General features: G+C 52.5%; 22 protein-coding genes. All 22 read right to left on the bottom strand.

The window, feature by feature from the left end; genetic code table 11:
* Positions 1-289: 289 nt before the first annotated feature.
* The gene (gene rpsO, locus MKX64_RS19620) at positions 290-559 is read right to left on the bottom strand and encodes a 30S ribosomal protein S15 (RefSeq protein WP_095265693.1); all 270 of its coding nucleotides are present in this window, start codon (positions 557-559) and stop codon (positions 290-292) included.
* 183 nt (positions 560-742) lie between these two features.
* Positions 743-1696, bottom strand: a complete 954-nt coding sequence (locus MKX64_RS19615; protein ID WP_095397854.1) for a bifunctional riboflavin kinase/FAD synthetase — start codon at positions 1694-1696, stop codon at positions 743-745.
* Between the two features lie 35 nt (positions 1697-1731).
* On the bottom strand, positions 1732-2643 hold the full coding sequence (gene truB, locus MKX64_RS19610) for a tRNA pseudouridine(55) synthase TruB (RefSeq protein ID WP_095265695.1): 912 nt from the start codon (positions 2641-2643) through the stop codon (positions 1732-1734).
* Positions 2640-3617 (bottom strand): DHH family phosphoesterase, encoded by a 978-nt coding sequence (locus MKX64_RS19605; RefSeq protein ID WP_095397852.1) that lies wholly within the window; start codon positions 3615-3617, stop codon positions 2640-2642. The genes truB and MKX64_RS19605 overlap by 4 nt, the downstream gene beginning before the upstream one ends.
* A gap of 32 nt (positions 3618-3649) precedes the next feature.
* Positions 3650-4003 (bottom strand): 30S ribosome-binding factor RbfA, encoded by a 354-nt coding sequence (gene rbfA / locus MKX64_RS19600; protein ID WP_095265697.1) that lies wholly within the window; start codon positions 4001-4003, stop codon positions 3650-3652.
* Positions 4004-4020: 17 nt separating this feature from the next.
* On the bottom strand, positions 4021-6546 hold the full coding sequence (gene infB, locus MKX64_RS19595; protein WP_095265698.1) for a translation initiation factor IF-2: 2526 nt from the start codon (positions 6544-6546) through the stop codon (positions 4021-4023).
* Positions 6539-6862: a L7Ae/L30e/S12e/Gadd45 family ribosomal protein gene (locus tag MKX64_RS19590; RefSeq protein WP_179292127.1), complete on the bottom strand. Its 324-nt coding sequence runs from the start codon at positions 6860-6862 to the stop codon at positions 6539-6541. The genes infB and MKX64_RS19590 overlap by 8 nt, the downstream gene beginning before the upstream one ends.
* On the bottom strand, positions 6855-7163 hold the full coding sequence (gene rnpM, locus MKX64_RS19585) for an RNase P modulator RnpM (protein WP_095265700.1): 309 nt from the start codon (positions 7161-7163) through the stop codon (positions 6855-6857). Before rnpM ends, MKX64_RS19590 begins: the two co-directional genes overlap by 8 nt.
* A 28-nt stretch (positions 7164-7191) precedes the next feature.
* Positions 7192-8289: a transcription termination factor NusA gene (gene nusA / locus MKX64_RS19580; protein WP_095265701.1), complete on the bottom strand. Its 1098-nt coding sequence runs from the start codon at positions 8287-8289 to the stop codon at positions 7192-7194.
* A 32-nt stretch (positions 8290-8321) separates the two neighbouring features.
* A complete protein-coding gene (gene rimP, locus MKX64_RS19575) occupies positions 8322-8783 on the bottom strand; it encodes a ribosome maturation factor RimP (protein ID WP_095265702.1) in 462 nt (153 codons plus the stop codon).
* A 192-nt stretch (positions 8784-8975) separates the two neighbouring features.
* On the bottom strand, positions 8976-13292 hold the full coding sequence (locus MKX64_RS19570) for a PolC-type DNA polymerase III (protein WP_095265703.1): 4317 nt from the start codon (positions 13290-13292) through the stop codon (positions 8976-8978).
* Positions 13293-13503: 211 nt separating this feature from the next.
* Entirely contained in the window at positions 13504-14961 is a 1458-nt protein-coding gene (proS, locus tag MKX64_RS19565) for a proline--tRNA ligase (protein ID WP_095265704.1), read from the bottom strand.
* A gap of 162 nt (positions 14962-15123) precedes the next feature.
* Positions 15124-16398 (bottom strand): RIP metalloprotease RseP, encoded by a 1275-nt coding sequence (gene rseP / locus MKX64_RS19560; protein ID WP_095265705.1) that lies wholly within the window; start codon positions 16396-16398, stop codon positions 15124-15126.
* 129 nt (positions 16399-16527) lie between these two features.
* Positions 16528-17667 carry a 1-deoxy-D-xylulose-5-phosphate reductoisomerase gene (locus MKX64_RS19555; RefSeq protein ID WP_095397849.1) on the bottom strand — a complete coding sequence of 380 codons (1140 nt, stop codon included), beginning with the start codon at positions 17665-17667 and terminating at the stop codon, positions 16528-16530.
* A 17-nt stretch (positions 17668-17684) separates the two neighbouring features.
* Positions 17685-18485 (bottom strand): phosphatidate cytidylyltransferase, encoded by an 801-nt coding sequence (locus MKX64_RS19550; RefSeq protein ID WP_095397848.1) that lies wholly within the window; start codon positions 18483-18485, stop codon positions 17685-17687.
* 20 nt (positions 18486-18505) lie between these two features.
* Positions 18506-19273, bottom strand: coding sequence for an isoprenyl transferase (locus tag MKX64_RS19545; RefSeq protein ID WP_095397847.1), 768 nt, complete (start codon positions 19271-19273; stop codon positions 18506-18508).
* Between the two features lie 72 nt (positions 19274-19345).
* Positions 19346-19900 (bottom strand): ribosome recycling factor, encoded by a 555-nt coding sequence (gene frr, locus MKX64_RS19540; protein ID WP_095265709.1) that lies wholly within the window; start codon positions 19898-19900, stop codon positions 19346-19348.
* Positions 19900-20628, bottom strand: coding sequence for a UMP kinase (gene pyrH, locus MKX64_RS19535; protein ID WP_095265710.1), 729 nt, complete (start codon positions 20626-20628; stop codon positions 19900-19902). The genes frr and pyrH overlap by 1 nt, the downstream gene beginning before the upstream one ends.
* Before the next feature lie 169 nt (positions 20629-20797).
* Entirely contained in the window at positions 20798-21448 is a 651-nt protein-coding gene (gene tsf, locus MKX64_RS19530; RefSeq protein ID WP_095265711.1) for a translation elongation factor Ts, read from the bottom strand.
* Positions 21449-21580: 132 nt separating this feature from the next.
* A complete protein-coding gene (gene rpsB, locus MKX64_RS19525) occupies positions 21581-22279 on the bottom strand; it encodes a 30S ribosomal protein S2 (protein WP_095265712.1) in 699 nt (232 codons plus the stop codon).
* Between the two features lie 237 nt (positions 22280-22516).
* Positions 22517-23131 carry an endolytic transglycosylase MltG gene (locus MKX64_RS19520; RefSeq protein WP_095397846.1) on the bottom strand — a complete coding sequence of 205 codons (615 nt, stop codon included), beginning with the start codon at positions 23129-23131 and terminating at the stop codon, positions 22517-22519.
* Positions 23128-23685, bottom strand: coding sequence for a DUF6115 domain-containing protein (locus MKX64_RS19515; protein ID WP_095397845.1), 558 nt, complete (start codon positions 23683-23685; stop codon positions 23128-23130). Before MKX64_RS19515 ends, MKX64_RS19520 begins: the two co-directional genes overlap by 4 nt.
* Positions 23686-23714: the final 29 nt, after the last annotated feature.

Genomic DNA, 23714 nt, shown 5'->3' with positions numbered 1-23714 from the left:
CCCTCCTCGTGGGGACAGTATTTTTTGTTCCTTCAAGTGTTAAGTATTGCCTTTATTATGAATGTTCATAAAATAGGATTGTTCGTTGCAGCCGAAACGATAGCGATTCTGGTTCTCATATGTAAAATACAGCACACAAAACGTTTCATCAACCAGCAGATTCAGCCGACATAACAACTCCTATCAACAGGCAAAACCAAAAAATTTAGAAAAGAGCCCGGCTGCGCCGCTGTCGTTCCAGGAAGGACAGTGGACAACCAGGCTGCTTTTACGCACATCGTATGGATGATTAGCGACGCAATCCAAGCTTTTCGATCAAAGCGCTGTAACGGGTAACATCCTTGTTTTTCAAGTATGCAAGCAATTTACGGCGTTGACCGACCATTTTCAGCAATCCGCGGCGGGAGTGATGATCCTTCTTGTGAGTACGCAAGTGGTCAGTCAGGTTCGTAATATTTTCCGTTAGGATAGCGATTTGCACCTCTGGAGATCCTGTATCGGACTCGTGAGTTTTGTGCTCGTCAATCAGTTGTTGTTTACGTTCTTGAGTCAATGCCATCCTGTTCACCTCCTTCATCATAATCGCCATTGGCCGAGTATACCGACGGTGAGATCAAGCATCCAAGCCAAGGTTATAATTGCCGTGTTTTCCGGCAACCTCTACGAGTATAGCATACTTTGCCCAAAAAAGAAAATCAAAACGAAAGAAAAACATGCTTCATCCGCCGCACGAGGAAAACAATTATTCGGACTCGCTTAAAATTGTGCGGGCTTCCGCTGCATCGCGGTTAATCCACTCCACCAGCTCGTCCACCGATTCGAATTTATGCTCCTTGCGAATGTAGGACACCAGATCGACGGTCAGCATTTGGCCGTACAGATCTGCTTCATAATCGAACAGATGCACTTCAAAAACCGGCTTCGTTATCCCTTCGTGGAAAGTTGGCTTGACGCCGACATTCATCACGCCCGGAATGCGGCGGTTCTCGCCGGGAATCTGTGCAAATACGGCATATACGCCGAGCGCAGGCACGACATAGGACTCAGCCAGCTCCAGATTCGCCGTCGGAAAGCCGATCAGCCTGCCCCGCTTCTCCCCGTGAATAACACTGCCGCGGATGCGGTAATGGCGGCCGAGCCACCGGTTGGCATCCGACAGCTGTCCCGTCTTCAGCGCTGTTCGGATGGAGGAGCTCCCCACCTTCTCTCCGCTCATCAAAAACGGCGGAATCGTAATGACTTTCATCGCACCCTTGCCCAGCTCTGCCAGCATGTCGGCGTCACCCTGGCCCTTGTGACCGAAGCGGAAATCAAATCCGACCACGGCCGTTTTCAGTTCAAGCGGAAGCAGCACATCCGTAAAAAATGCTTCCGGACTTACCTTGGACAGCGCTTCGTTGAATTCAACCACATAGAGGATGTCGATGCCCATATCGGCCAGCAGTGCTTCCTTGTCCGGCTGGGGCGTCAGATAGCCCTCATAGCTCCCTTTGCGAATCACATCCTTCGGATGCGGGTAAAAGGTAATGAGCGCGGCCGGAACGCCTTCTTCCCGGGCCAGACGAACCGCTGTGGACAGCACGCTCGCATGTCCCAGATGCAGCCCGTCAAACTGGCCGATCGCCGCAATTTGCGGCTGACCGAGCTGCTGTTTCAATTCCGATGAAATCGGATAGGATAGGGAAACCACTTTCACGAATTTCTCACCACCAGTCCATATACTATATATCTCTAGGAAAACACTTTTACAGGCGCAATCGCCCCGGATTCTTCCTGCTTCTGAAAGATTCCCAAAAACTTGCCGCTGCCATCATACAAGCGAACAGGACGCTCATCCTGGACCGGGGGAGTAACCACTCTGGCGGACAGCCGCTGCCCTCGAAGCGCCGCTTCCGCCTTCTCCTCTCCGACACGATGAGCCGGGAGATGAGAAATCGCCTCATCCACCGGAATCAAATAAGCGTCCAGCGTGCCTTCGGACATCAACCGTTCGATGTCTTCAATCGACAGGCACTGCTCGGCCGTAACGCCAGCGGATCGGGTTCGCTCAAGCTGGACCATAACCGATGGAAGGCCAAGCGCCTTCCCGATATCCACGCAGAGCGTGCGGATATAGGTTCCTTTCGAGCAGAGCACCCGAAACGAGATATCGGTGCCGGCATCCCCAGCTTCAAAGCCGGTCATCTCGATTTCATGGATGAACACATTCCTGCTTTTGCGCTCAACCACTTTCCCTTCCCTTGCAAGCTCGTACAGCCGCTTCCCGTCTACCTTGACGGCCGAATACATCGGAGGCACCTGGGAAATCTCCCCGACAAAAGAACGCAGCGCTTCCTCCGCCTCTTCTCTTGTCACATGAACCTCATCTACCGATTCCAGCACATTTCCGGTAACATCCTCCGTATCCGTAGCATAACCAAGCCGCATGACCGCCTTGTATTCCTTGGGCAGCTCCTGCAAATATTCCAGCACCCGGGTGGCTCGCCCTAGACACAGCGGAAGCACGCCCGTTACCTGGGGGTCAAGGGTGCCGGCATGGCCGATCCGTTTCATCTTCACGATCCGGCGTACCTTGGCTACCACATCATGCGAGGTCCAGCCAGCCGGCTTGTTCACTGCCAGTATTCCTTCCAGCGTACTCATAAGGCGAGTCTCACCCGCTCAACAATCCGGGTTATGACTTCCTCCAGATTCCCTTCCATTCTGCAGCCTGCCGCGCGTACATGTCCGCCGCCGCCGAAGCTTTGAGCCAGTGCAGCCACGTCCACCTTGCCGGCGGAGCGCAGACTGACCTTAACGCCTCCGTTCTCCAGCTGCTTGAACAAAATGCCGACTTCCACCCCTTGAATGTTGCGTGGATAATTGACGATGCCTTCGAGATCTTCATTGATCGCGCCGCACAGCTTCATATGCTCCGGCGTCACATAGACCCAGGCGATCTTGCCATCCTCGCTCAGACTGAGTGTATTCAGCGCCTGCACAAGCACCTGCATCTGCGGCAGCGTCATCTCCTCCAGCAGCGATTCAGCTAGCTCCGGACCGTTCACACCATAAGACAGCAGTTCCGAAGCGATCCCCATCACCTTCGGGGAAGTATTCGAGTACCGGAAGCCCCCGGTATCCGTCAGCAATCCCGTATAGAGTGCAGTTGCAATATCGGCATCCCAGCGGATATCAAACAACTGTAACAGATCATACAAGATTTCCGCCGTAGCTGCTGCATCAGATCTCACAGCGTTGACGGCGCCGTATCGGTTATTGGTCGGATGATGGTCGATGTTGACGATCAGCGCATCCTCCGCAAACCATTCCTTGGTGCGCCCAACTCGGTCAAAATCCGCACAATCGACGCAAATGACAAATTTGAAGTTCCGCCCCGGCTGCTGCTCGGACAGATTGATCAGCTCGTCCGCATGCCACAGCCCGCTCATCCGCTTCGGAATCGGCCCTTCGTTCATCATTGCGAATTTTTTGCCCAGACATGAGAGAAGCCAGCCCACCGCTAGGGTGGAACTGACTGCGTCTCCATCGGGCTGAACATGCGACACTACCAAGTAATCATCATGCTCCAGCAGGAATGACTTCACCTGCTGCAGCTCCTGTTCATAGGTCTGCATTCGCCCTCTCCTTTATACAACAAACTACCTGATTACTTCTCTTCGTTCTCGCCGATCTCATTCAGCAGCTTTTCAATCCGGCTGCCGTACGCAATCGAATCATCGAACTTGAAAAGCAGTTCCGGAACATGGCGAAGGCGGATTCGCTTGCCCAGCTCCGAGCGCAGGAAACCGCTGGCTTTCTCCAGCCCTTTCAAGGAAGCGGCTTTCTGCTCGTCATCCCCGAGAACGCTCAAGTACACCTTCGCCTGGGACAGATCATTGGTTACATCCACGCCCGTCACCGTAATGAACCCGATTCTCGGATCCTTGATCTCCGTCTGGATCAGCTGGCTAAGCTCCTTCTTGATCTGTTCTCCTACGCGTCCTGTTCTTATTTTCGCCATTTAGATCACCTCTTTGATTAGCGCTCCACCGTTTCCATGATAAAGGCTTCAATGACGTCGCCTTCTTTGACGTCGCTATAGTTTTCCAAGGTAATCCCACATTCATAACCTTGAGCAACTTCTTTTGCATCATCTTTGAAACGCTTGAGGGAATCGATCTTGCCTTCGTGAACGACAATGCCGTCGCGAATTAGGCGGACTTCAGCATTTCTCGCAATCTTACCGGAAGTGACCATGCAGCCGGCAATCGTTCCGACCTTGCTCACTTTAAAGGTGTTCCGCACCTCGGCGTGGCCGATAACCGTTTCCTTGTACTCCGGATCCAGCATGCCCTTCATCGCCTGCTCGATTTCCTCGATTACCTTATAAATTACCCGGTGGAGACGAATGTCTACCTTCTCTTGCTCTGCCGTCTGTTTCGCCTGAACGTCAGGACGGACGTTAAAGCCGATCACAATCGCATTGGAAGCTGCGGCCAAAATAATATCGGATTCCGTAATGGCACCGACACCGCTGTGAATGATTTTCACGCGCACGCCTTCCACTTCGATTTTGTTCAGCGAGCCTTTGAGCGCCTCGACAGAACCTTGAACGTCCCCTTTGATGATGACATTCAAATCTTTAATCTCGCCATCTTTAATGTGCTTGAACAGATCGTCAAGCGTCACTCTTGTGTTGGTGTTCAGCTCGGATTGACGCTGTGTTACCGCCCGTTTCTCGGCAATGGAACGCGCTTTGCGCTCATCTTCAAACACCATGAATGGATCGCCGGCGCCCGGCACTTCGGTCAGACCCGTAATCTCTACCGGCGTCGAAGGTCCGGCTTCTTTCAGACGGCGGCCTTTATCGTTCACCATCGCACGAATCCGTCCGAAGCAGTTGCCCGCCACGAAGGCATCGCCGACTTTGAGCGTTCCGTGTTGAACGAGAATCCGCGCTACCGGACCGCGGCCTTTATCCAGCTCGGCCTCGATGACCGTACCGCGGGCGCGCTTATTCGGATTGGCTTTGTACTCGTTCACTTCGGCAACGAGCAGAATCATCTCCAGCAGATCTTCAAGGCCCATGCGCTGTTTCGCCGAGACATTGACAAAGATCGTGTCGCCGCCCCACTCTTCAGGCACAAGCTCATATTCGGTCAGTTCCTGTTTGACTTTATCCGGGTTGGCATCCGGTTTATCGATTTTGTTGACAGCTACGATGATCGGCAGTCCCGCTGCCTTCGCATGGTTGATCGCCTCAACCGTCTGCGGCATCACGCCGTCATCCGCAGCCACAACGATAATCGTAATATCCGTCACCTGCGCACCGCGCGCACGCATCGCCGTAAACGCTTCGTGGCCCGGGGTATCGAGGAAGGTGATCTTCTTGTTGTTGATCTCGACTTGGTAAGCCCCGATATGCTGCGTAATGCCTCCGGCTTCGCCCCCGGTAACATTGGTGGAGCGGATTGCGTCAAGCAGCGTCGTTTTACCATGGTCAACGTGTCCCATAATGGTGACGACTGGCGGACGCTCAAGCAGATCCTCTGGCGCATCGTTCTCCTCAACCGTCTCGAACCGATCTTCTTCCACCGGAATCTTCACTTCTACCTCAACCCCGAACTCTCCTGCAAGCAGCTGGATCGTCTCGATGTCGAGCTCCTGATTGATCGTGGCCATCACGCCGAGGAAAATCAGCTTCTTGATGACTTCGGAAGCGTCCTTATGAAGCAGCTTTGCCGTCTCACCGACGGTCATGTTGCCGCGGACGATAATTTTCTTCGGCGTGTTGTCGATTTTCTCGCGAGGCGGCTGGTTGTTCTGATTCCGCCCGCGGTTGTTTCTGCCGCCGCGGTTGTTGTTCCGGAAACCTCCCTGGCGGTTGTCATCAAAGCGCTTGCCGCCGCCCGAACGGTTCTGGTTGCCGCCGGTTTTGTTGCGGTTCTGATCGCCGCTTCGATTTGGAGTCCCGCTATTGTTTCCGCCGCCCTGTGGACGGGAACCGCTTGGCTGCCCATTGCTCTGCGGACGCGCTGTCGTTTGTACCGCTGCGCCTGGTCTTTGTCCGTTGTTCCGATTGTTGTTCTGCCCCTGTGGGGAGCCTGGCTGACTTTTTCTTCCGTTTTGGGTGCTGGAAGAGTTCTGGTTATTTTGATGATTTCTATTATTCATACCTACCTGCTTTTCCTGTTGTTTTTTTGGCTGCTGTCCTTGTCCTCGGCTCTGGGAGCGCTGGCTGCCATTGCCATCTCCACTGCGCACAGTGGTCGCTCCGCCCTGTCCGCCTCCGGTCGTTGCCTGGCTGCTCGCGACCGATGCCGACTTACGGCTGTCTCCGCGAGAAGCTTCTGCAGTATCGCGTTTGGCGGCTGCACTAGACTTGATGTCCTTAAAGAACTGCTCCACCTTGGATACCGTATCATTTTCCATAACACTCATGTGGTTATTGACCGGAATATCCAGACGCTTGAGAATCGTAATGATCTCTTTACTGCTCATATTCAATGATTTCGCGTATTCGTACACACGAAGTTTATTATCCTTGTTTTCCTGTTTACTCAATATACTCCACCTCCGACATTGTCTCCATACCTTTGGAGATCAGTTCTGCGAATCCTTGATCCGTAATGGCCAGCACAACCCTTTCGGGTTTTCCTACACTTGTGCCGAGACTGTCCCGGTCAAATCCGATTACCAGAGGGATGTTGTAAGAACCGCATTTGTCGCGGAACTTTTTTTTCGTAAGATCTGAGGCGTCACCCGCCAGAATAACCAATTTTGCTTCGGAAGACCGGATTGCTTTCAGCACAACCTCATCTCCGGTAACCACCTTGCCTGCGCGCATGGCCAGGCCCAGACGAGAAAGCGTTCTATTCATCATCGGCACGGTCCTTTGCCGCAAGAAATTCATCCTCAACCTTGATGAAGTCCTGGGCCAGCTGCTCGTAAATTTCCGGCTTAACATTATGCTTCAGGGCGCGGTCAAGCGCCTTGTTTTTATGTGCCAGCTTGAAGCAGGAAACGTTGCCGCACAGATACGCCCCTCGGCCCGATTTTTTGCCGGTCAGATCGATGAGTACCTCCTCCTCGGGGGTTCTTACGATCCGGATCAGCTCTTTCTTCGGTTTCATTTCCTGACAAGCCACGCATTTGCGCAGCGGTACTTTTCTTTGTTTCAACACGATAACCCCCCGTCACGCTATGATTTTAGTCGACGGAGACGGAATCCTGATGCATTTCTCCCGCTTGGGATCTCGGTCTGCCAAATTCCTGTTCCGCCTGGCTTTCGCTTTTAATATCGATTTTCCAGCCTGTCAGCTTCGCCGCAAGACGAGCGTTCTGGCCTTTGATTCCGATCGCAAGCGACAGCTGATAGTCCGGAACGATCACCCGCGCCATCTTCTCGTCCTCAAATACTTGAACCTCAAGCACTTTGGACGGGCTGAGCGCATTGGCTACATATTCCTCGACATTATCCGAATAGCGGACGATATCAATCTTCTCTCCGCGCAGCTCGTTGACAATCGTCTGTACGCGCATCCCCTTAGGTCCGACGCAGGAGCCAACCGGATCGACTTCCTCGTTCCGCGAATAGACCGCAATTTTGGAGCGGAAGCCCGCTTCGCGCGCAACCGAACGAATCTCCACCACGCCGTCGAAAATTTCGGGCACCTCAAGCTCGAACAGACGCTTAAGCAGTCCTGGATGTGTGCGGGACAGCATAATTTGAGGTCCCTTGGTCGTATTTTCAACCTTAGTAATATACGCCTTAATCCGGTCTCCGTGCTTGAACTTCTCGTTTGGCATCAGCTCAGTCAGCGGCAGCGCAGCCTCGATCTTGCCCAGATCGATATAAATGTTGCGCAAATCCTGGCGCTGCAGCGTCCCGGTTACGATATCGTCTTCCTTATCGATAAAGGCGCTGTAGATCAGTCCACGCTCAGCTTCCCGGATGCGCTGGGTTACGACCTGCTTCGCCGTCTGCGCAGCAATGCGCCCGAAGTCGCGCGGCGTAACCTCGATTTCCGCGACATCCTCCAGCTGAAAATGAGGATTGATTTCGCGGGCCGCATGCAGAGAAATTTCCGTGCGCGGATCCAGAACCTCTTCCACGATCAGCTTGCGGGCGAACACCTTGATTACCCCGGTGTTGCGGTTCATGTCAACCCGCACGTTTTGCGCGGTGTTAAAATTCCGCTTGTAGCTCGAGATCAGCGCTGCTTCTATCGCTTCAAACAGCACGTCCTTGCTTATGCCCTTCTCTCTCTCCAACTCGTTCATTGCCTCAATAAAATCCATACTCATTGAAAATCGGTTCCCCCTTTCAAAACTTCCGTTTAAAAAATGATGGCCAATCTGGCGCTGGCTACTTTAGCATATGGAATAGCGTGTTTTTTTCTGGCCGTCTGAACAACAAGCTCCTCATTCTCAAAGGACTCCAGCTTGCCTTCAAATTCCTTCAGCCCATCGATCGGCTCGTACAGCGTGACGAACACGTTCTTGCCGACCGCCTTCACAATGTCCTCCTTCTTCTTGAGCGGACGCTCTGCGCCTGGAGAAGAAACCTCAAGAAAATAAGCTGTCGGGATCGGATCGTTCTCATCCAGCTTCTGGCTCAAATATTCGCTGATCAAGCCGCAATCCTCAATATCGATACCGCCTTCTTTGTCCACAAACACACGCAGAAACCAGCTGCTGCCTTCTTTCACATATTCCACATCTACCAATTCAAAGCCGTGTTCGTCCAAGTATGGCTGCACCATTTCTTCCACAGTCGTTTTAATCTTCGGTGTGCTCAAAGAACATAACCTCCAACTTTCTTTTCCTATATACCAAAGAGTAAAGAGTGGGTCGCCCCACTCTTTACACAACGGTTTTATCTCCATGATTACCAAAAAAATTATAACATAGTCTGGTAATAGTGACAAGTATGACTCCTTGACTGTCAAGCCGCTCCGAAAAGCAGGAAGCGGCGGCTTACGCCTCGTTCATTAAAACAGCGACAGCTGGTTGCTTTCCGGCAATCCGCGGAAGCAGCCCATCTGCGATAAAAGCTCCACGGCGGTTTTACTCGCCTTCGCCTTTTGCTGGAAATCTTCAACGGACAGGAATTCCCCGTACTCGCGAGCGGCAGCGATGTTGCGGGCCGCGTTCTCCCCGATGCCTTGCAGCGCGGAGAATGGCGGGATGAGCGAGTCGCCGTCCACAATGAATTTGACTGCGTCGGACCGATACAGGTCGATGGACTTGAACGAGAAACCGCGTGCCGTCATCTCAAGGGCCATCTCCAGAATCGGCAGCATCCCCTTTTCCTTGGCGCTGGCCGAGAAGCCCATCTGCTCGATCTCCTCGATCCGGCGATATATCGCATCATAACCTTGGCAGCACAGCTCGATATCGAAGTCCTCAGCCCGAACCGAGAAGTAGGTCGCATAGTATTCAATCGGATGGTACAGCTTGAAATAGGCTGTCCGTACCGCCGAAATAACGTAGGCCGCGGCGTGCGCCTTCGGGAACATGTACTGGATCTTGAGACAGGAATCGATATACCACTGCGGAACTTTGCAGCGTTTCATCTCCTCGATCCATTCCGGGGTAAGCCCCTTGCCTTTACGCACGCTCTCGGTAATTTTAAACGCCAGGCTTGCGTCCATCCCGGCTTTATAAATCAGGAACAGCATGATGTCGTCGCGGCAACCGATCACGGTCTTGATGTTGCAGGTGCCGTTCTTGATCAGTTCCTGCGCATTGCCAAGCCATACGCCGGTTCCGTGAGACAGACCGGATATTTGCAGCAAGTCCGCAAAGCTGGACGGCTGCGATTCCACCAGCATCTGGCGCACGAACTTCGTGCCCATCTCCGGCACGCCGTAGGTGGCAACCGGGGAACGAATCTGCTCCGGCGTGACGCCGAGCGCCTCGGTCGAGTTGAACATGCTCATGACTTTCGGATCATTCATCGGGATCGTAGTCGGATCAACTCCGGTCAGGTCCTGCAGCATCCGCATCATCGTCGGATCATCGTGCCCCAGAATATCCAGCTTGAGCAAGTTCGCATCAAACGCGTGGTAATCAAAATGCGTGGTCTTCCATTCCGCATTCACATCATCGGCCGGATACTGCACAGGGGTAATATCCTCGACCTCGATGTAATCCGGCACGACGACAATACCGCCCGGATGCTGACCGGTGCTCCGCTTGACGCCGGTACAGCCGGCAGCCAGGCGGCTCAGCTCCGCCCCGCGCCAGCGCTTGTGATGATCTTCCTCATACTTTTTGGCAAAGCCGAACGCCGTCTTTTCCGCAACCGTACCGATCGTTCCCGCCCGGAACACGTTTTTCTCCCCGAACATTTCTTTCGTGAAATTGTGCGCGTGCGGCTGATATTCCCCGGAGAAGTTCAGATCGATATCCGGAACCTTGTCCCCCTTGAAGCCAAGGAACGTTTCGAACGGAATATCCTGGCCTTCCCCCTTCATCATCTGTCCGCAGTCCGGACACGACTTGTCGGGAAGGTCAAATCCGCTCGGCACACTGCCGTCAAGGAACCACTCGCTGTGCTTGCACTCCGGATTGAGGCATATGTAGTGCGCAGGCAGCGGGTTGACCTCGGAGATGCCGAGGAACGTTGCGACGACAGAGGAGCCAACAGACCCCCGTGACCCTACCAGATACCCGTCCCGGTTCGATTTTTTAACCAGACGCTCGGAGATCAGATAGTTGGCCGAGAAGCCGTATTTGATAATCGGCTCCAGCTCTTTTTCCAGCCGGGCGACCACCACTTCAGGCAGCGGCTCGCCATAGATGGATTTTGCCGTCTCATAACAGGTGTTGCGGATCTCTTCATCCGCTCCGTCAAGAATCGGCGTGAACAGTTTATCCGGGAACAGCTCCAGCTCCTCGAAGCGGTCGGCCAGTTCGCTCGTGTTCTTCACGACGACCTCGTAGCATTTGTCCTCGCCCAGAAATTCGAACTCGGCCAGCATTTCCTCTGTCGTGCGAAAGTGGGCATCCGGCTTGCGAATATCCTTAAGCGGGCTAAAGCCGGTTATCCCGTGAATCGTAATATCCCGGAACAGCTTGTCCCGCGGCTCCAGATAATGCACATTGCCTGTCGCGATGACCGGCTTGTCCAGCTTCTCGCCGATGCGGACAACTTTGTGAAGGGCCGTTTTGATTTCCTCCGGACTGCCGACAAGGCCTTTGTCTACCAGATGCATGTACATCGTCAGCGGCTGTATTTCAAGCACATCATAGAACTGGGCGACCTCTTCGGCCTCCTCCTCCGTCTTGTTGAGCACCGTTTCGAAGAACTCGCCTTTCTCGCAGCCGGACAGAATGAGCAGCCCCTCGCGCATCTCCTGCAGCCTCGATTTCGGAATGCAAGGCACGCGCCTGAAATATTCCGTATGGGACATGGACACCAGCTTGTACAAGTTCTTCTTGCCCGTCATATTCAAGGCGTAAATGCCGCAATGGAACGGACGTGCATTGGACAGATCTGTACCGACATAGTCGTTCAGCCGGTCCAGCATTTTGATCCCTTTCATCTTCTCGGCATCAGCCAGCAACCCGTTCAGAATGCCGGCCAAGGCAACGGTATCGTCAATCGCCCGGTGATGGCTTTCCAGTGCAACCTTGTATTTGTCTGCCAGCGTGTTCAACCGGTGGTTTTTCATGCCTGGATGCAGGAGGCGAGCCAGCTCCACCGTATCGAGATACGGGTTGTCGAGCGTCTCCATGCCCAGATTTTTCAGCGACGCCTGAATGAAGCCAACGTCGAACCGGGCATTGTGGGCAACAAGCACCGCATCGCCGACGAATGCTACAAACTCCTTCATCACATCTTCCAGCTCCGGTGCATCCTTCACCATCTCATCGTTAATGTTCGTGAGCTGCTGAATATGGTACGGAATTCGTTCATGCGGGTTGACAAAGGTCGCGTACCGGTCGATCTCCTTACCCTCCTGCATTTTGACAGCGGCGATCTCGATAATTTTGTTCGCTGTGATCGACAGACCCGTCGTCTCGATATCAAAAACAACAAACGTCGCGCTGCTCAGTTCCAGCGGCTTGGCATTCTCGACTATGTTGACCGCATCGTTAACCACGTTGGCCTCAAGACCATACATCATCTTGATGCCGTTCTTCTTCGCGTGTTTGGCCGCATCCGGGTAGGACTGCACGCCCCCGTGATCGCTGACGGCGATCGCTTTGTGCCCCCAGCTTGCAGCTGTTTTGATGTACCGGTCAATCGGGGTTACGGCATCCATCGTGCTCATCGTTGTATGGAGATGGAATTCCACCCGTTTCTCAGGGGCGTTGTCTTTGCGGGAAGGCGGAGCCTGAACTTCAACCAGATCGGAAGGGATCATCACCAGCTCAGGCACCTGCATAAAGCGGTCATACTCCACTCGTCCGCGCGCTTTGACCCATTTGCCATTCGCCAGCTGGCCAAGCACCTTCAGATCATCCTTCGTCTTGGCAAACATCTTCATCTGCAGCGAATCGGTGAAATCCGTCAAGTTAAACATAAACAGTGTGCTTCCGTTCCGGAGTTCCTTCTGATCCAGCCCGAATATCGTGCCTTGAATCGTAATTTTCTTCTCTTCATCCTGAATTTCCTGAATCGGTACAGGCTGCTCCTTGATCTCATAACCGACCTGCAGGCGGACCTCGCCCTCTTCCTGCTCTTCGGCCAAGCTCTCGGCCTCCAGGCTGCTCATGAGCGCCTCAATCACTTCCCGCTCTTCCTGGCGTTTGCGCTGCTCAAACTCTTCCATGGCAGCCACATCACTTACGCCAACCTGCATCTTCACCCTGAGATCCAGCTCGAAGTACTTGCCAAAAAAGCGTGTGATCGCCTGATCGATCTGCTTCTTGCGGGCAAGCTCAAGCGACATGCCATCCGACATCGTCAGCGTCAACAGCCCTTCATGGACCTCATATCGCGCTCTGGCCATCCAGCCGTTGACCGATGGGATCTCGCGGTGAACCCATTCAAGAAACAATCCCCAATATTCTTGAACGATGTCGGCCTCATGAACTTGGCCTCCATATTTGAACACAAAGCTGATCTTGGCAATGTGGTTCATCTTCTCCTGAATTCTCAGACAGAAGGTCCGGTAGACTTCACCCGGAACCAGCTTTTCCTTATGAATCGTGATCTTCCAATCCTTGCTGGCGCGGCTGATTTCCACCTTCTCAATCCAGCCGTCCAGGAAATAGGGTTCCACCAGACTGGCCGGGACTTCTCCCTGCTTCATCAGCAGTTCAAATCGCTTCCTTTTCTCTTCCTGTGTGCCCATGGCTTCCTCCCCCCGCATAACCTAAAACTTCAAACGAAAGATATGAATGAAAAAGGCTTCCGTCGGCAGCCGCCTATTACTCCTGTTGCCACAGAGCGTAAAGTCATACTGCCATCCGGAAGCCAGCTCCGAATGCTAGTCTTCTTAAAGATTCAATGATTGAACCCGTGTGATCGGGACGAACAAGATCAATGAATCCATACACTGATCCTTAGTACGCTCTTGCAAACAATACGGTATGCTTCGCTGCATCGCCGCACACGAGACATGTTGTTTTCTTCTCGCCTGGTTCAAACGGAATGTTTCGGCTCGTCGCACCGGTCTCCTGCTTGACCGTGTCCTCGCAAGCCTCGGAGCCGCACCAGCCAGCCAGCGTAAATCCGCGCTGCTCTTCCATGCTTGCCTTCATCTCATCCAGCGTATTTACGGAATAGAAGTGATCTTCCATGAACTGCTTCGCACGGTCGTACATCTCCTGATGCACCTGCTCAAGCATCGCCTGAACCTCTTCCACCAGGTTCGCCTGCTGAACGATCTTCTTCTCTCCGGTGATCCGGGATACCAGAACGCATACGCCGTTCTCCATATCGCGCGGACCAATCTCCAGACGAACCGGCACGCCCCGCATTTCATATTCATTGAACTTCCAGCCCGGACGAACGTCCGGATTGTCGTCAACACGCACCCGGATTCCGGCCGATTTCAGCTCACGGAACAGCTCGTCCGTACGCCCGACAACGGCATCACGCGTCTTCGGCGGGCCGATCGGAATCATGATCACCTGCGTTGGAGCGACCTTCGGCGGCAATACGAGCCCGCGATCATCCCCGTGAACCATAATCAGGGAGCCGATGAGGCGTGTGCTGACCCCCCATGAAGTGGTGTGTGCAAATTCGAGCGTGTTATCACGGCTTAAATACTGGATTTCAAAAGCCTCGGCGAAATTCGTGCCCATATAATGGGACGTTCCTGCCTGAACGGCTCGTCCATCCTTCATCATCGCTTCGATGGAATAGGTATCCACCGCACCCGCAAACTTCTCGGAAGGCGTCTTCTGCCCTTTAATGATCGGAATCGCCAGATAGTTCTCTACAAAGTCAGCGTAGATGTCCAGCATTTGCATCGTTTCCGCTCTCGCTTCTGTTTCGGTCTCGTGAGCGGTATGCCCTTCCTGCCATAGAAACTCGCTTGTGCGCAGGAATGGCAGCGTACGCTTCTCCCAGCGCACCACATTTGCCCACTGGTTAATGAGAACCGGGAGATCACGATAGGATTGGATCCATTTCGAATACATATGACCAATCATCGTTTCCGAGGTTGGGCGGATCGCCAGGCGCTCCTCCAGCTTCTCCCCTGCTGCCTCGGTTACCCACGGAAGCTCAGGATTAAAGCCCTCGACATGCTCTTTCTCTTTCTGGAAGAAGCTTTCCGGAATGAACAGCGGGAAATACGCGTTGCGATGACCGGTTTCCTTGAAACGGCGGTCAAGCTCCTGCTGGATATGCTCCCATATTTCGTAACCGTCCGGCTTGAATACCATGCAGCCCCGAACCGGAGAGTAGTCCATCAGATCGGCTTTCTTAATAACGTCGATATACCAGCGGGAGAAATCCTCCCCTTGCGGCGTTATCTCAGTCACAAATTGTTTGTTGTTGGCATCCTTCGACATATCAATCGTGTTCCTCCCATAAATAAAACGTCGATGCCCCGCAGCGCTCCCGCGACCATCGCGTTATCGGCATAAGTAAAATACAGCTGCAGGTAAAATGTACAGCAAAAGGCACGGCTCGTAAAGCGGCTGGCGCCTCCAAGCCGTACCGGTGTGTCCTTCTTACCCGTTAATCAGACGCAATATATCATTGTAGGTGACGGCTATCATTAACAGGAACAGCATCGCAAAACCTATGAAGTGGACCATCCCTTCACGGTTGGGATCAATCGGCTTGCCGCGCACGGCTTCCACGCCAAGAAATACAAGGCGGCTTCCGTCCAGAGCCGGAATTGGCAGCAGATTGAAAATGCCTAAGTACAAACTCAATATCGCAGCCCAATAGGTGAGCTGTTCAATCCCTTGTCTTGCAATTTGACCGGTAACCTCAAACGTCCGCACAGGACCGCCAAGATCATCCATGGAGAAGCGCTCGATCAACTGCCTGAATCCCTGGAAGATGATCCCGGTTGTATCCACCATCGCGGTACCGGCCCCCGTCACGGTCTCGATCGGACCCGCTTGCCGGGTCGGCAGCTCCGGTACAATGCCCACCTTGCCGCCTTCCTGTCCTTCCATCGCCCGAGGCGTCAAGGACAAGTCAAAGGTTTCCTCACCGCGCTGTATCGTCCAATCCATCGGCTTGTCCGTCGACGCCGAGATCAGCTCGATCATCTTCCGGTAATCAGCACCGATCGCTGTTCCATTAATGCTGACAATAATATCGCCAACCTGCAAGTTCGCTTCATCCGCCGGCGCGCCTTTCGTAATTTCGCCGATTTTGACATAAGTCGGATTGTCGACAGGAAGCCCTGCCATCTGAATATGAAGCGCGAACAGTATAAAGGCCAAAATAAAGTTCATCAATGGCCCGGCAAAAATAGCAAGTGCCCGCTGTCCGACCGTCTTGCTGTTAAACTGGCGGTCTCTCGGGGCGATCTGCGTTTCGATTCCCTTCGCAACCGTCATCGCCTGCGGGTGAATCTCGTACTGTTGAAATTCGCCATCCACATCCAGGCGAACGGACAGTCGATCCACCATATCAATAAACTGAACTTCCCCGCGGATCACATTCTTCCGGTTATCCAGCTGATCCAGGTAAATCTTCTTCACCTGATTCTCTTGATTGAGGCGGACCGCGATCGTCTGTCCGGCATGAATCTCTACCAGTTCCGGGTCTTCTCCAGCCATGCGGGCATAACCGCCAAACGGCAGCAGCCTTAGTGTAAACTGGGTTTCATTTCGCTTATATGAGAACAGCTTAGGGCCAAACCCGATCGCGAACTCCCGAACCAGAATCCCGGCACGCCGGGCAAAATAGTAGTGCCCCCATTCATGTACGGTCACAATGACAAAAAACATGAGCACTGTCAGAAAGACGATCCGCACCATTTCCAATTGATTACATCCCCCTTTTCCCGCTGAGAACGCAGTATGTCCTTATAGATTATCATTATTCTCCTATCGTCCACAAGAGAATCACAAGCTGACAGCTTTTTTCAAGGGAGATTGCAGGCCAGCTGAATTTCACAGCCTTGATGCCAGTTCACGGGCGGACTGATCAGCCTCTTCAATCGTCTCGAGCGCCGGGTTCGCAATCGTCTCATGACGATCCGTCACCTCTTGAATGATCTCTTCAATCTGAAGGAACGAAATTTCTTTCCGCAAAAAACGGGCAACCGCAACTTCGTTTGCCGCATTAAACACGGTTGGAGCCGTCCCCCCCATTTTACCACATTCATAAGCCAGTCTTAAACACGGAAACCGCTCCATGTCCATTTCACGGAAATTCAGCTTGCCTGCCTCCGCCAATGACAGCCGCGTCGCCGGAGATTCCCAGCGTTCCGGATAGGTCAGGGCGTACTGGATCGGCACGCGCATATCCGGGTTGCCCAGCTGTGCAATAATGCTCGAATCTCTGAATTCAACGAAGGAATGAATGATACTCTCAGGATGCAGAAGCACCGATATCCGGTCATACGGAATCCGGTACAGCCAATGCGCCTCCATCACCTCAAGCCCTTTGTTAACCATCGTCGCCGAGTCGATTGTAATCTTCGCGCCCATCGACCAGTTCGGGTGCTTCAGCGCATCCTCCACCGTCACATTCACCAGCTGTTCACGGGTATAGTCACGAAAGGAGCCGCCCGAGGCCGTCAATGTAATCCGTTCGATGTCCTCATGCCGCTCCCCGTTCAGGCACTGAAAGATCGCCGAATGCTCGCTGTCGATCGGCAGCAGCTTCACACCCTTCTCTTCAGCCAACGCTGTGACCAGATGACCTGCTGTCACTAACGTTTCCTTGTTGGCCAAGCCAATCGTTTTGCCTTCGCGAATAGCCGCCAGTGTTGACGGAAGCCCCATGCTCCCCATCACGGCTGTCACGACAAGCTCTGCCTCCGTACCCGCGGCAATCTCGACAAGCCCCTCCGAACCGTAATACAGCTGCGTACCAGACGGAAGCTCATGCTTGATGCGCTCGGCCAGATCCCTGGAAGCAACGGAGACTTTACTTGGCGCAAATTCGTGAACCTGCGCAAGCAAAAGCTCCGTATTGCCTCCCGCCGCCAACCCTTCAATTTGAAACCGTTCCCGGTGCTTCCTGACCACATCCAGCGTTTGCGTTCCAATGGAGCCGGTCGAACCGAGCACACTGATTTTTTTCATGCTTCTCTTTCCTTTCATCAGTAAGGCAGAAGATTAATGATATGTACAAACGGAAAAACGATGATCCAGCTGTCACAGCGATCCAGAATCCCGCCATGCCCGGGCAGAAGCTGGCCGGAATCCTTAACGTCGTACACTCGTTTGTAGGCGGACTGAACGAGATCCCCCAACTGGCCGATTACGGCACAAGAGAGGCCAATCAGCGCTGCTTGTCCCGCAGGAAGAAGCCCGCTGGAGAGAAAAGCGAATACCAGCGATGTAAATACCGCGATTATGACACCGCCAACAGCGCCTTCGATCGTTTTGTTCGGGCTGATCGCCGGCCACAGTTTATGCTTTCCGATCCATTTGCCAACGAAATATGCGCCTGCATCACTTGCCCAAATCGACACCAGAAGCAGAAACGTCCAGAACAAACCGTTGCCGTCCGGTGCGCTGCGGGATTCAGCGATATAAGAGAAGCCGATCCCGATATATACCGCACCGAGAAGAAGCAGCGATACCCGGCGAATATCAACACTGTTCTTAGTCGTTACCGTTACGAGCAGCAGCAAAAACAGCAGCAGCCAGATGACCTGCTCCCATGGAAGGGTAAAGGCGATACCGAAACCTTCCCATGGGAACACAAGTGCAGCCACCCCTGCATAACCCAGTGCAGCCGCTCCTCCAAATGGTGCCGTACCTGTCATTCGGGCAAACTCATAGAAGCCGACCAAAGCCATGGCCACAATGAGAAAGTGATACCATAACCCGCCTATGAAACATAATCCCAAAAAGACCGCTCCCGCAATGAATCCGGTAATCAATCGCTGTTTCAATATGCTCCATCCTCCATATTCTACGACAATCCGCCGTAACGACGTGTTCTGTGCTGATACTCCGCAACGGCCTCGATCAAGTGTTCCTTGGTAAATTCCGGCCAGTAGATATCCGTAAACCATAATTCACTGTAAGCCAGCTGCCAGAGCATAAAATTGCTGAGGCGGAGCTCACCGCTGGTACGGATGAGTAAATCCGGATCAGGTAGATCGCCTGAGAGAAGCCGTTCACCTACCATTTCCTCGGTAATATCCTCAGGCAGTAGGGTTCCCTCGCGGATGTCTTTTCCAAGCGCCCTGATGCTTTCCGTTATTTCCTTGCGGCTGCCATAATTAAGCGCAAAATTTAGGACAAGTCCGGTATTGCTTGCTGTTCGGGCAACCGCTTCTTCCATCGCATCCCGCGTATGCTGCGGCAGATCCTCAGGATGTCCCATCATCCTCACCTGGACATTCTTCTGAATCAGCTCTTCCAGCTCAATCGCCAGAAATTCCTGCGGAAGCTTCATCAGGAAATCAACCTCATCTTTGGGGCGTTTCCAGTTCTCCGTCGAAAAAGCGTACATCGTCAAAATTTTGATGCCTAAATCATCGGCTGCGATAGCCGCTCTTTTCACGGCCTTCATTCCGTTCTGATGTCCAACGATCCGCGGCATACCGCGCCGTTTCGCCCAGCGACCGTTGCCATCCATAATGATGGCGACATGGTGAGGGATATTGTCCGGAGAGATCCGGTGCGCCTGCTGACTGTCCTCCTGATTCAACCACGATCGAACCCGTTTGATCATTCCATTTCCTCCAGGCATCTTTCTGCAAAAAAAGAGACAAACCCCACCATAACCGGAGGGGCCGCAAGTCTCTTATACTTCCATAATCTCTTTTTCTTTAGCAACGAGGACTTTGTCGACTTCCGCGATAAACTTATCCGTCGTCTTCTGGATATCTTCCTGATGTCTCCGGGACTCGTCCTCGGAAATATCCGTTTTCTCCATTTTTTTGATGTCATCATTGGCATCGCGGCGAATGTTGCGGATGGCCACTTTCGCTTCCTCGCCGAATTTCTTTGTCATTTTGACAAGCTCGGTTCTGCGTTCCTCCGTCAGTGGCGGAATCGACAGACGAATCTGATTGCCGTCATTGGCCGGCGTCAGACCGATATCTGACTTCATGATCGCTTTCTCGATATCAGCCAAAGAGGATTTATCCCACGGCTGAATCATGAGTGTACGGCTGTCCGGAATGCTGATATTGGCAAGCTGATTAACCGGAGTCGGAGCCCCGTAGTAATCCACCTGGATTCGGTCGAGCAGCGCCGTGTTCGCTCGTCCGGCACGCAGGGTAGCCAGATCACGTTTTAAAGCTTGGATTGCTTTTTCCATACGTTCCTCAGCATTTTTCTTGACCGATTGAGGCATTAGTCTACACTCCCTTTAACAATCGTTCCTATTTTCTCACCCAGAACGACGCGTTTGATATTGCCTTGCTCCGTAATGGCGAATACGATCAGCGGAATGTTGTTGTCCATACATAACGATGAAGCTGTTGAGTCCATAACACCCAGGTTCTTGTTCAACACATCGAGGTAAGTAAGCTGCTCGTATTTCTCGGCAGTTTCATCCTTAAATGGATCCGCGGAGTACACTCCATCCACCTTGTTCTTCGCCATGAGAATAACTTCTGCTTCGATTTCCGCTGCGCGAAGTGCTGCGGTCGTATCGGTGGAGAAGTACGGGTTGCCCGTTCCTGCGGCAAAAATGACGACACGGCCCTTTTCCAGATGACGAATGGCTCTGCGGCGAATATACGGCTCGGCGATTTGCTGCATGGAAATGGAGGTCTGCACACGCGTAGGAACTCCGATCTGCTCCAGGGCATCCTGCAAAGCAAGGGAGTTCATCACTGTGGCAAGCATTCCCATGTAATCGGCGGTTGCCCGATCGATTCCGTTGGCACTGCCGGCGATGCCGCGCCAGATGTTTCCGCCGCCGCACACAATCGCAACCTCGACACCAAGCTCGACAACATCCCGAACTTGCTGCGCAATCGATCCGATTGTGTCAGCATCAATTCCGTAACCATTCTGTCCTGCCAGGGATTCCCCGCTGACCTTCAATATCACACGTTTAAATACAGGCTGTTCCAAATGATAACCCTCCACTTTAAGAGGCGCCGGTTTATTACAGCGCCCGTTTGAAAAACGACATGCAGACGCATTCGTGCTGCTAAAGGCATGTTTACTTATGTTCATTTTTAAAAAAGAAGGAACACCGGTGTGTTCCACTCTTTTTCAATAACGTATTAGCCAATCAGGCTTATTTATTCACTTGAGCCATAACTTCTTCTACGAAGTTGTCTTGTTTTTTCTCCAGGCCTTCACCCAGTTCATAGCGAACAAAGCGACGGATAGAGATGTTTTCTCCGATCGTGCTGATTTTTTCGTTCAGCAGTGTGTTGATCGTTTTGTCTGGATCTTTAACGAATGCTTGCTCAAGCAGGCAATGCTCTTCGTAGTACTTGTTGATGCGGCCTTCGACCATTTTTTCTACGATTTTTTCCGGTTTGCCTTCGTTTAGAGCTTGATTGCGCAAAATTTCCTTTTCTTTCTCAAGCTCTTCAGTAGGAACTTCTTCACGACGAACAAATTTAGGGTTCGCTGCAGCGATATGCATCGCGATATCACGTGCAAACTCTTTGAATTGATCCGTCTTGCCTACGAAGTCTGTTTCACAGTTGATTTCAACGAGAACGCCGATGCGTCCGCCGCCGTGAATATAGGATTCTACAACGCCCTCAGTTGCCACACGTCCCGCTTTGTTTGCAGCTGCAGCCAATCCTTTTTCACGAAGAAGCGCGATCGCTTTATCGATATCACCGTTTGTTTCGTCGAGCGCTTTTTTGCAATCCAGCATGCCCGCGCCTGTTCTTTCGCGGAGTTCTTTTACCGCACTAGCCGTTACTGCCATTAGAATTCCCTCCAAATAGTTAGATTAGAAAAGGTCTTGCTTTGCAGCCTTAAAAAAAGGGCGGCGAGAGGTTATCCACCTACCAACCACCCTTTTCATTTAATTCAAAGTTTATACATTTCACTTTGAGGATTAAGCTGTAGTTTCTTCACCTTGGTGAGCTTCCACAACGGCATCCGCCATTTTACCAGTCAACAATTTAACTGCGCGAATCGCATCATCGTTACCTGGAATTACATAGTCGATTTCGTCCGGATCACAGTTCGTGTCCACGATACCAACGATTGGGATACCCAGTTTGCGAGCTTCCGCTACAGCGATGCGCTCTTTACGAGGATCGATAACAAACAGGGCGCTTGGAAGACCCTTCATGTTCTTGATACCGCCCAGGAATTTCTCAAGACGATCTTTCTCCTTGCGAAGAAGGATAACTTCTTTCTTAGGCAGCACTTGGAACGTACCGTCTTCTTCCCATCTTTCCAGTTCTTTCAGACGGTTGATCCGCTTCTGGATCGTTTCGAAGTTGGTCAGCGTTCCGCCGAGCCAGCGCTGGTTGATGTAGAACATACCGCAACGCTCTGCTTCTTCCTTAACGGAATCTTGAGCTTGTTTTTTAGTACCGACAAACAGAATTGTTCCGTTCTCGGCAGCGATGCTCTTAACGAAGTTAAAAGCCTCTTCTACTTTTTTGACCGTTTTTTGCAGGTCAATGATGTAAATACCGTTTCTTTCAGTGAAGATATATTTATCCATTTTCGGGTTCCAGCGACGAGTCTGGTGACCGAAGTGAACGCCAGCTTCAAGAAGCTGTTTCATGGAAATAACTGCCATCTTCACACACCTCCTAAATTTGGTTTTTGTGTGTCCCTCCGCCAAGGTCATTTTTCGTCAAGACTCCCCATGAAGGAAGCACCCTTAACGAAATCACTCCAGCGTGTGTTTTAACACCGTCAATTACTATATCATACTCGGAGACAGCTTGCAATGTCTTTTGTAGCGAGGCCGCACATCGAAATAGGGACAATCAGCCGAATGCAACAGGAAAAACCATCCACGCCGGCTTACAGCCTAGTTGGACGGTTTTGTCAGTTCACTAATGATGGTGTCGAAATCTTCTCCTGCCTTGAAGGAGTAGGTTCCTGTCTGCACCCTCCTGTTGATGTTACGCGAGGAAGCTCTTGCAATAAACGCTTGCTTATCCTCAATAATTCCCGCCTGGAGCAAATCCTCTGCCACATCCGCAAGCATGCTGCCTCGAACCACCACCAGTTTGATCGGCTCTTCAGCAGGCGGCTTCGGCTCAGATGGCGGCGATACCTCACCGCCAGCCTGGGTCGAGGCGCTCTGCGCTTCATCTGGCTGTTCCGGATGCTGTGGTGCCTCCGGCTCTTCCGGAGCAGGCGGATTGACAGGAGCTTCAGCTTCGGCCTCTCCCTGACCCTCTTCCTCCGACGTGCCGAATGCAGCGTCCGCTTCTTCCCCGGCTCCTTCTTCGTCCTCGGAGCGCTCCACGACCTGCAAATTCATCGCTTCGGCAGCAGCGATCAGCTGTTCTCTCGTCAAATTGGCAGCCGCATCTTCCTGCGTCTGCTTTCCTTCCCCGATGATCATCAGCTGCAGCAGTATGGCGCCAAGAACAAGTCCGATGCCCAGACCCATCATAAATGTACGGTTTCTGATCATGCGGACTCCTCCTGTTTCGCCAGCTGGATAATCACTTGAACCTCTCCGCGCTGAAGTCCCAAGGATTTTGCAATGCTGTCAATCGACTTGCCCTGATCATATAAATCAAACAATTCCGCATACCTTTGTTTAATGGAAGGAACGGGAGGCGGGCTTGTCTCTTCTGCCAACACTTCGGGACCTTCGACTGCCTCCCGCTCTTCTTCTAAAGCCCTGTAGTTTGCTGCCGCAGCAGAAACCGCTGCTTCTGCGGTCTGGAGGCGCGCCTCCGACTCGGATAAACGCCTCTCCATATCGATCATGCTCGCCCGAAGCTCCTTGATCTGTTCCTGTTGACTCAGCAGTTTGACCTTATGATCTTCCTTCATCTGGCCGACCAGTTCGACAAGCTGCTCATTCTCATTCTGAATCTCCAGCATATACGTCTCGAGCGTGCTCTCCACTTCCTTCACGATGCCCTGCTCCGCTCCGGAGCCATCCTGCCGCTTGGGAAGTAACCAGGCATAGAGCAGCGCTGCGACACCAAGAAGCACAATATATATCCAAGGGTACAAAACAATTAACTCCTTTATGCCGATAAATT

The organism is Paenibacillus sp. FSL M8-0334 (assembly GCF_038000405.1).
GTDB classification, from domain to species: Bacteria; Bacillota; Bacilli; order Paenibacillales; family Paenibacillaceae; genus Paenibacillus_AQ; species Paenibacillus_AQ campinasensis.
The sequence above is the reverse complement of the archived record's forward strand: the minus strand, read 5'-3'. Positions and strand labels throughout refer to the sequence as shown.

Bases quoted from the DNA above. Each gene is read 5' to 3' on its own strand.
- rpsO (WP_095265693.1), bottom strand. From the start codon at position 559: ATGGCATTGACTCAAGAACGTAAACAACAACTGATTGACGAGCACAAA.
- truB (WP_095265695.1), bottom strand. From the start codon at position 2,643: ATGAGTACGCTGGAAGGAATACTGGCAGTGAACAAGCCGGCTGGCTGG.
- MKX64_RS19605 (WP_095397852.1), bottom strand. From the start codon at position 3,617: ATGCAGACCTATGAACAGGAGCTGCAGCAGGTGAAGTCATTCCTGCTG.
- rbfA (WP_095265697.1), bottom strand. From the start codon at position 4,003: ATGGCGAAAATAAGAACAGGACGCGTAGGAGAACAGATCAAGAAGGAG.
- MKX64_RS19590 (WP_179292127.1), bottom strand. From the start codon at position 6,862: ATGAATAGAACGCTTTCTCGTCTGGGCCTGGCCATGCGCGCAGGCAAG.
- nusA (WP_095265701.1), bottom strand. From the start codon at position 8,289: ATGAGTATGGATTTTATTGAGGCAATGAACGAGTTGGAGAGAGAGAAG.
- MKX64_RS19570 (WP_095265703.1), bottom strand. From the start codon at position 13,292: ATGGGCACACAGGAAGAGAAAAGGAAGCGATTTGAACTGCTGATGAAG.
- proS (WP_095265704.1), bottom strand. From the start codon at position 14,961: ATGTCGAAGGATGCCAACAACAAACAATTTGTGACTGAGATAACGCCG.
- MKX64_RS19555 (WP_095397849.1), bottom strand. From the start codon at position 17,667: ATGAAAAAAATCAGTGTGCTCGGTTCGACCGGCTCCATTGGAACGCAA.
- MKX64_RS19545 (WP_095397847.1), bottom strand. From the start codon at position 19,273: ATGATCAAACGGGTTCGATCGTGGTTGAATCAGGAGGACAGTCAGCAG.
- frr (WP_095265709.1), bottom strand. From the start codon at position 19,900: ATGCCTCAATCGGTCAAGAAAAATGCTGAGGAACGTATGGAAAAAGCA.
- tsf (WP_095265711.1), bottom strand. From the start codon at position 21,448: ATGGCAGTAACGGCTAGTGCGGTAAAAGAACTCCGCGAAAGAACAGGC.
- rpsB (WP_095265712.1), bottom strand. From the start codon at position 22,279: ATGGCAGTTATTTCCATGAAACAGCTTCTTGAAGCTGGCGTTCACTTC.
- MKX64_RS19520 (WP_095397846.1), bottom strand. From the start codon at position 23,131: ATGATCAGAAACCGTACATTTATGATGGGTCTGGGCATCGGACTTGTT.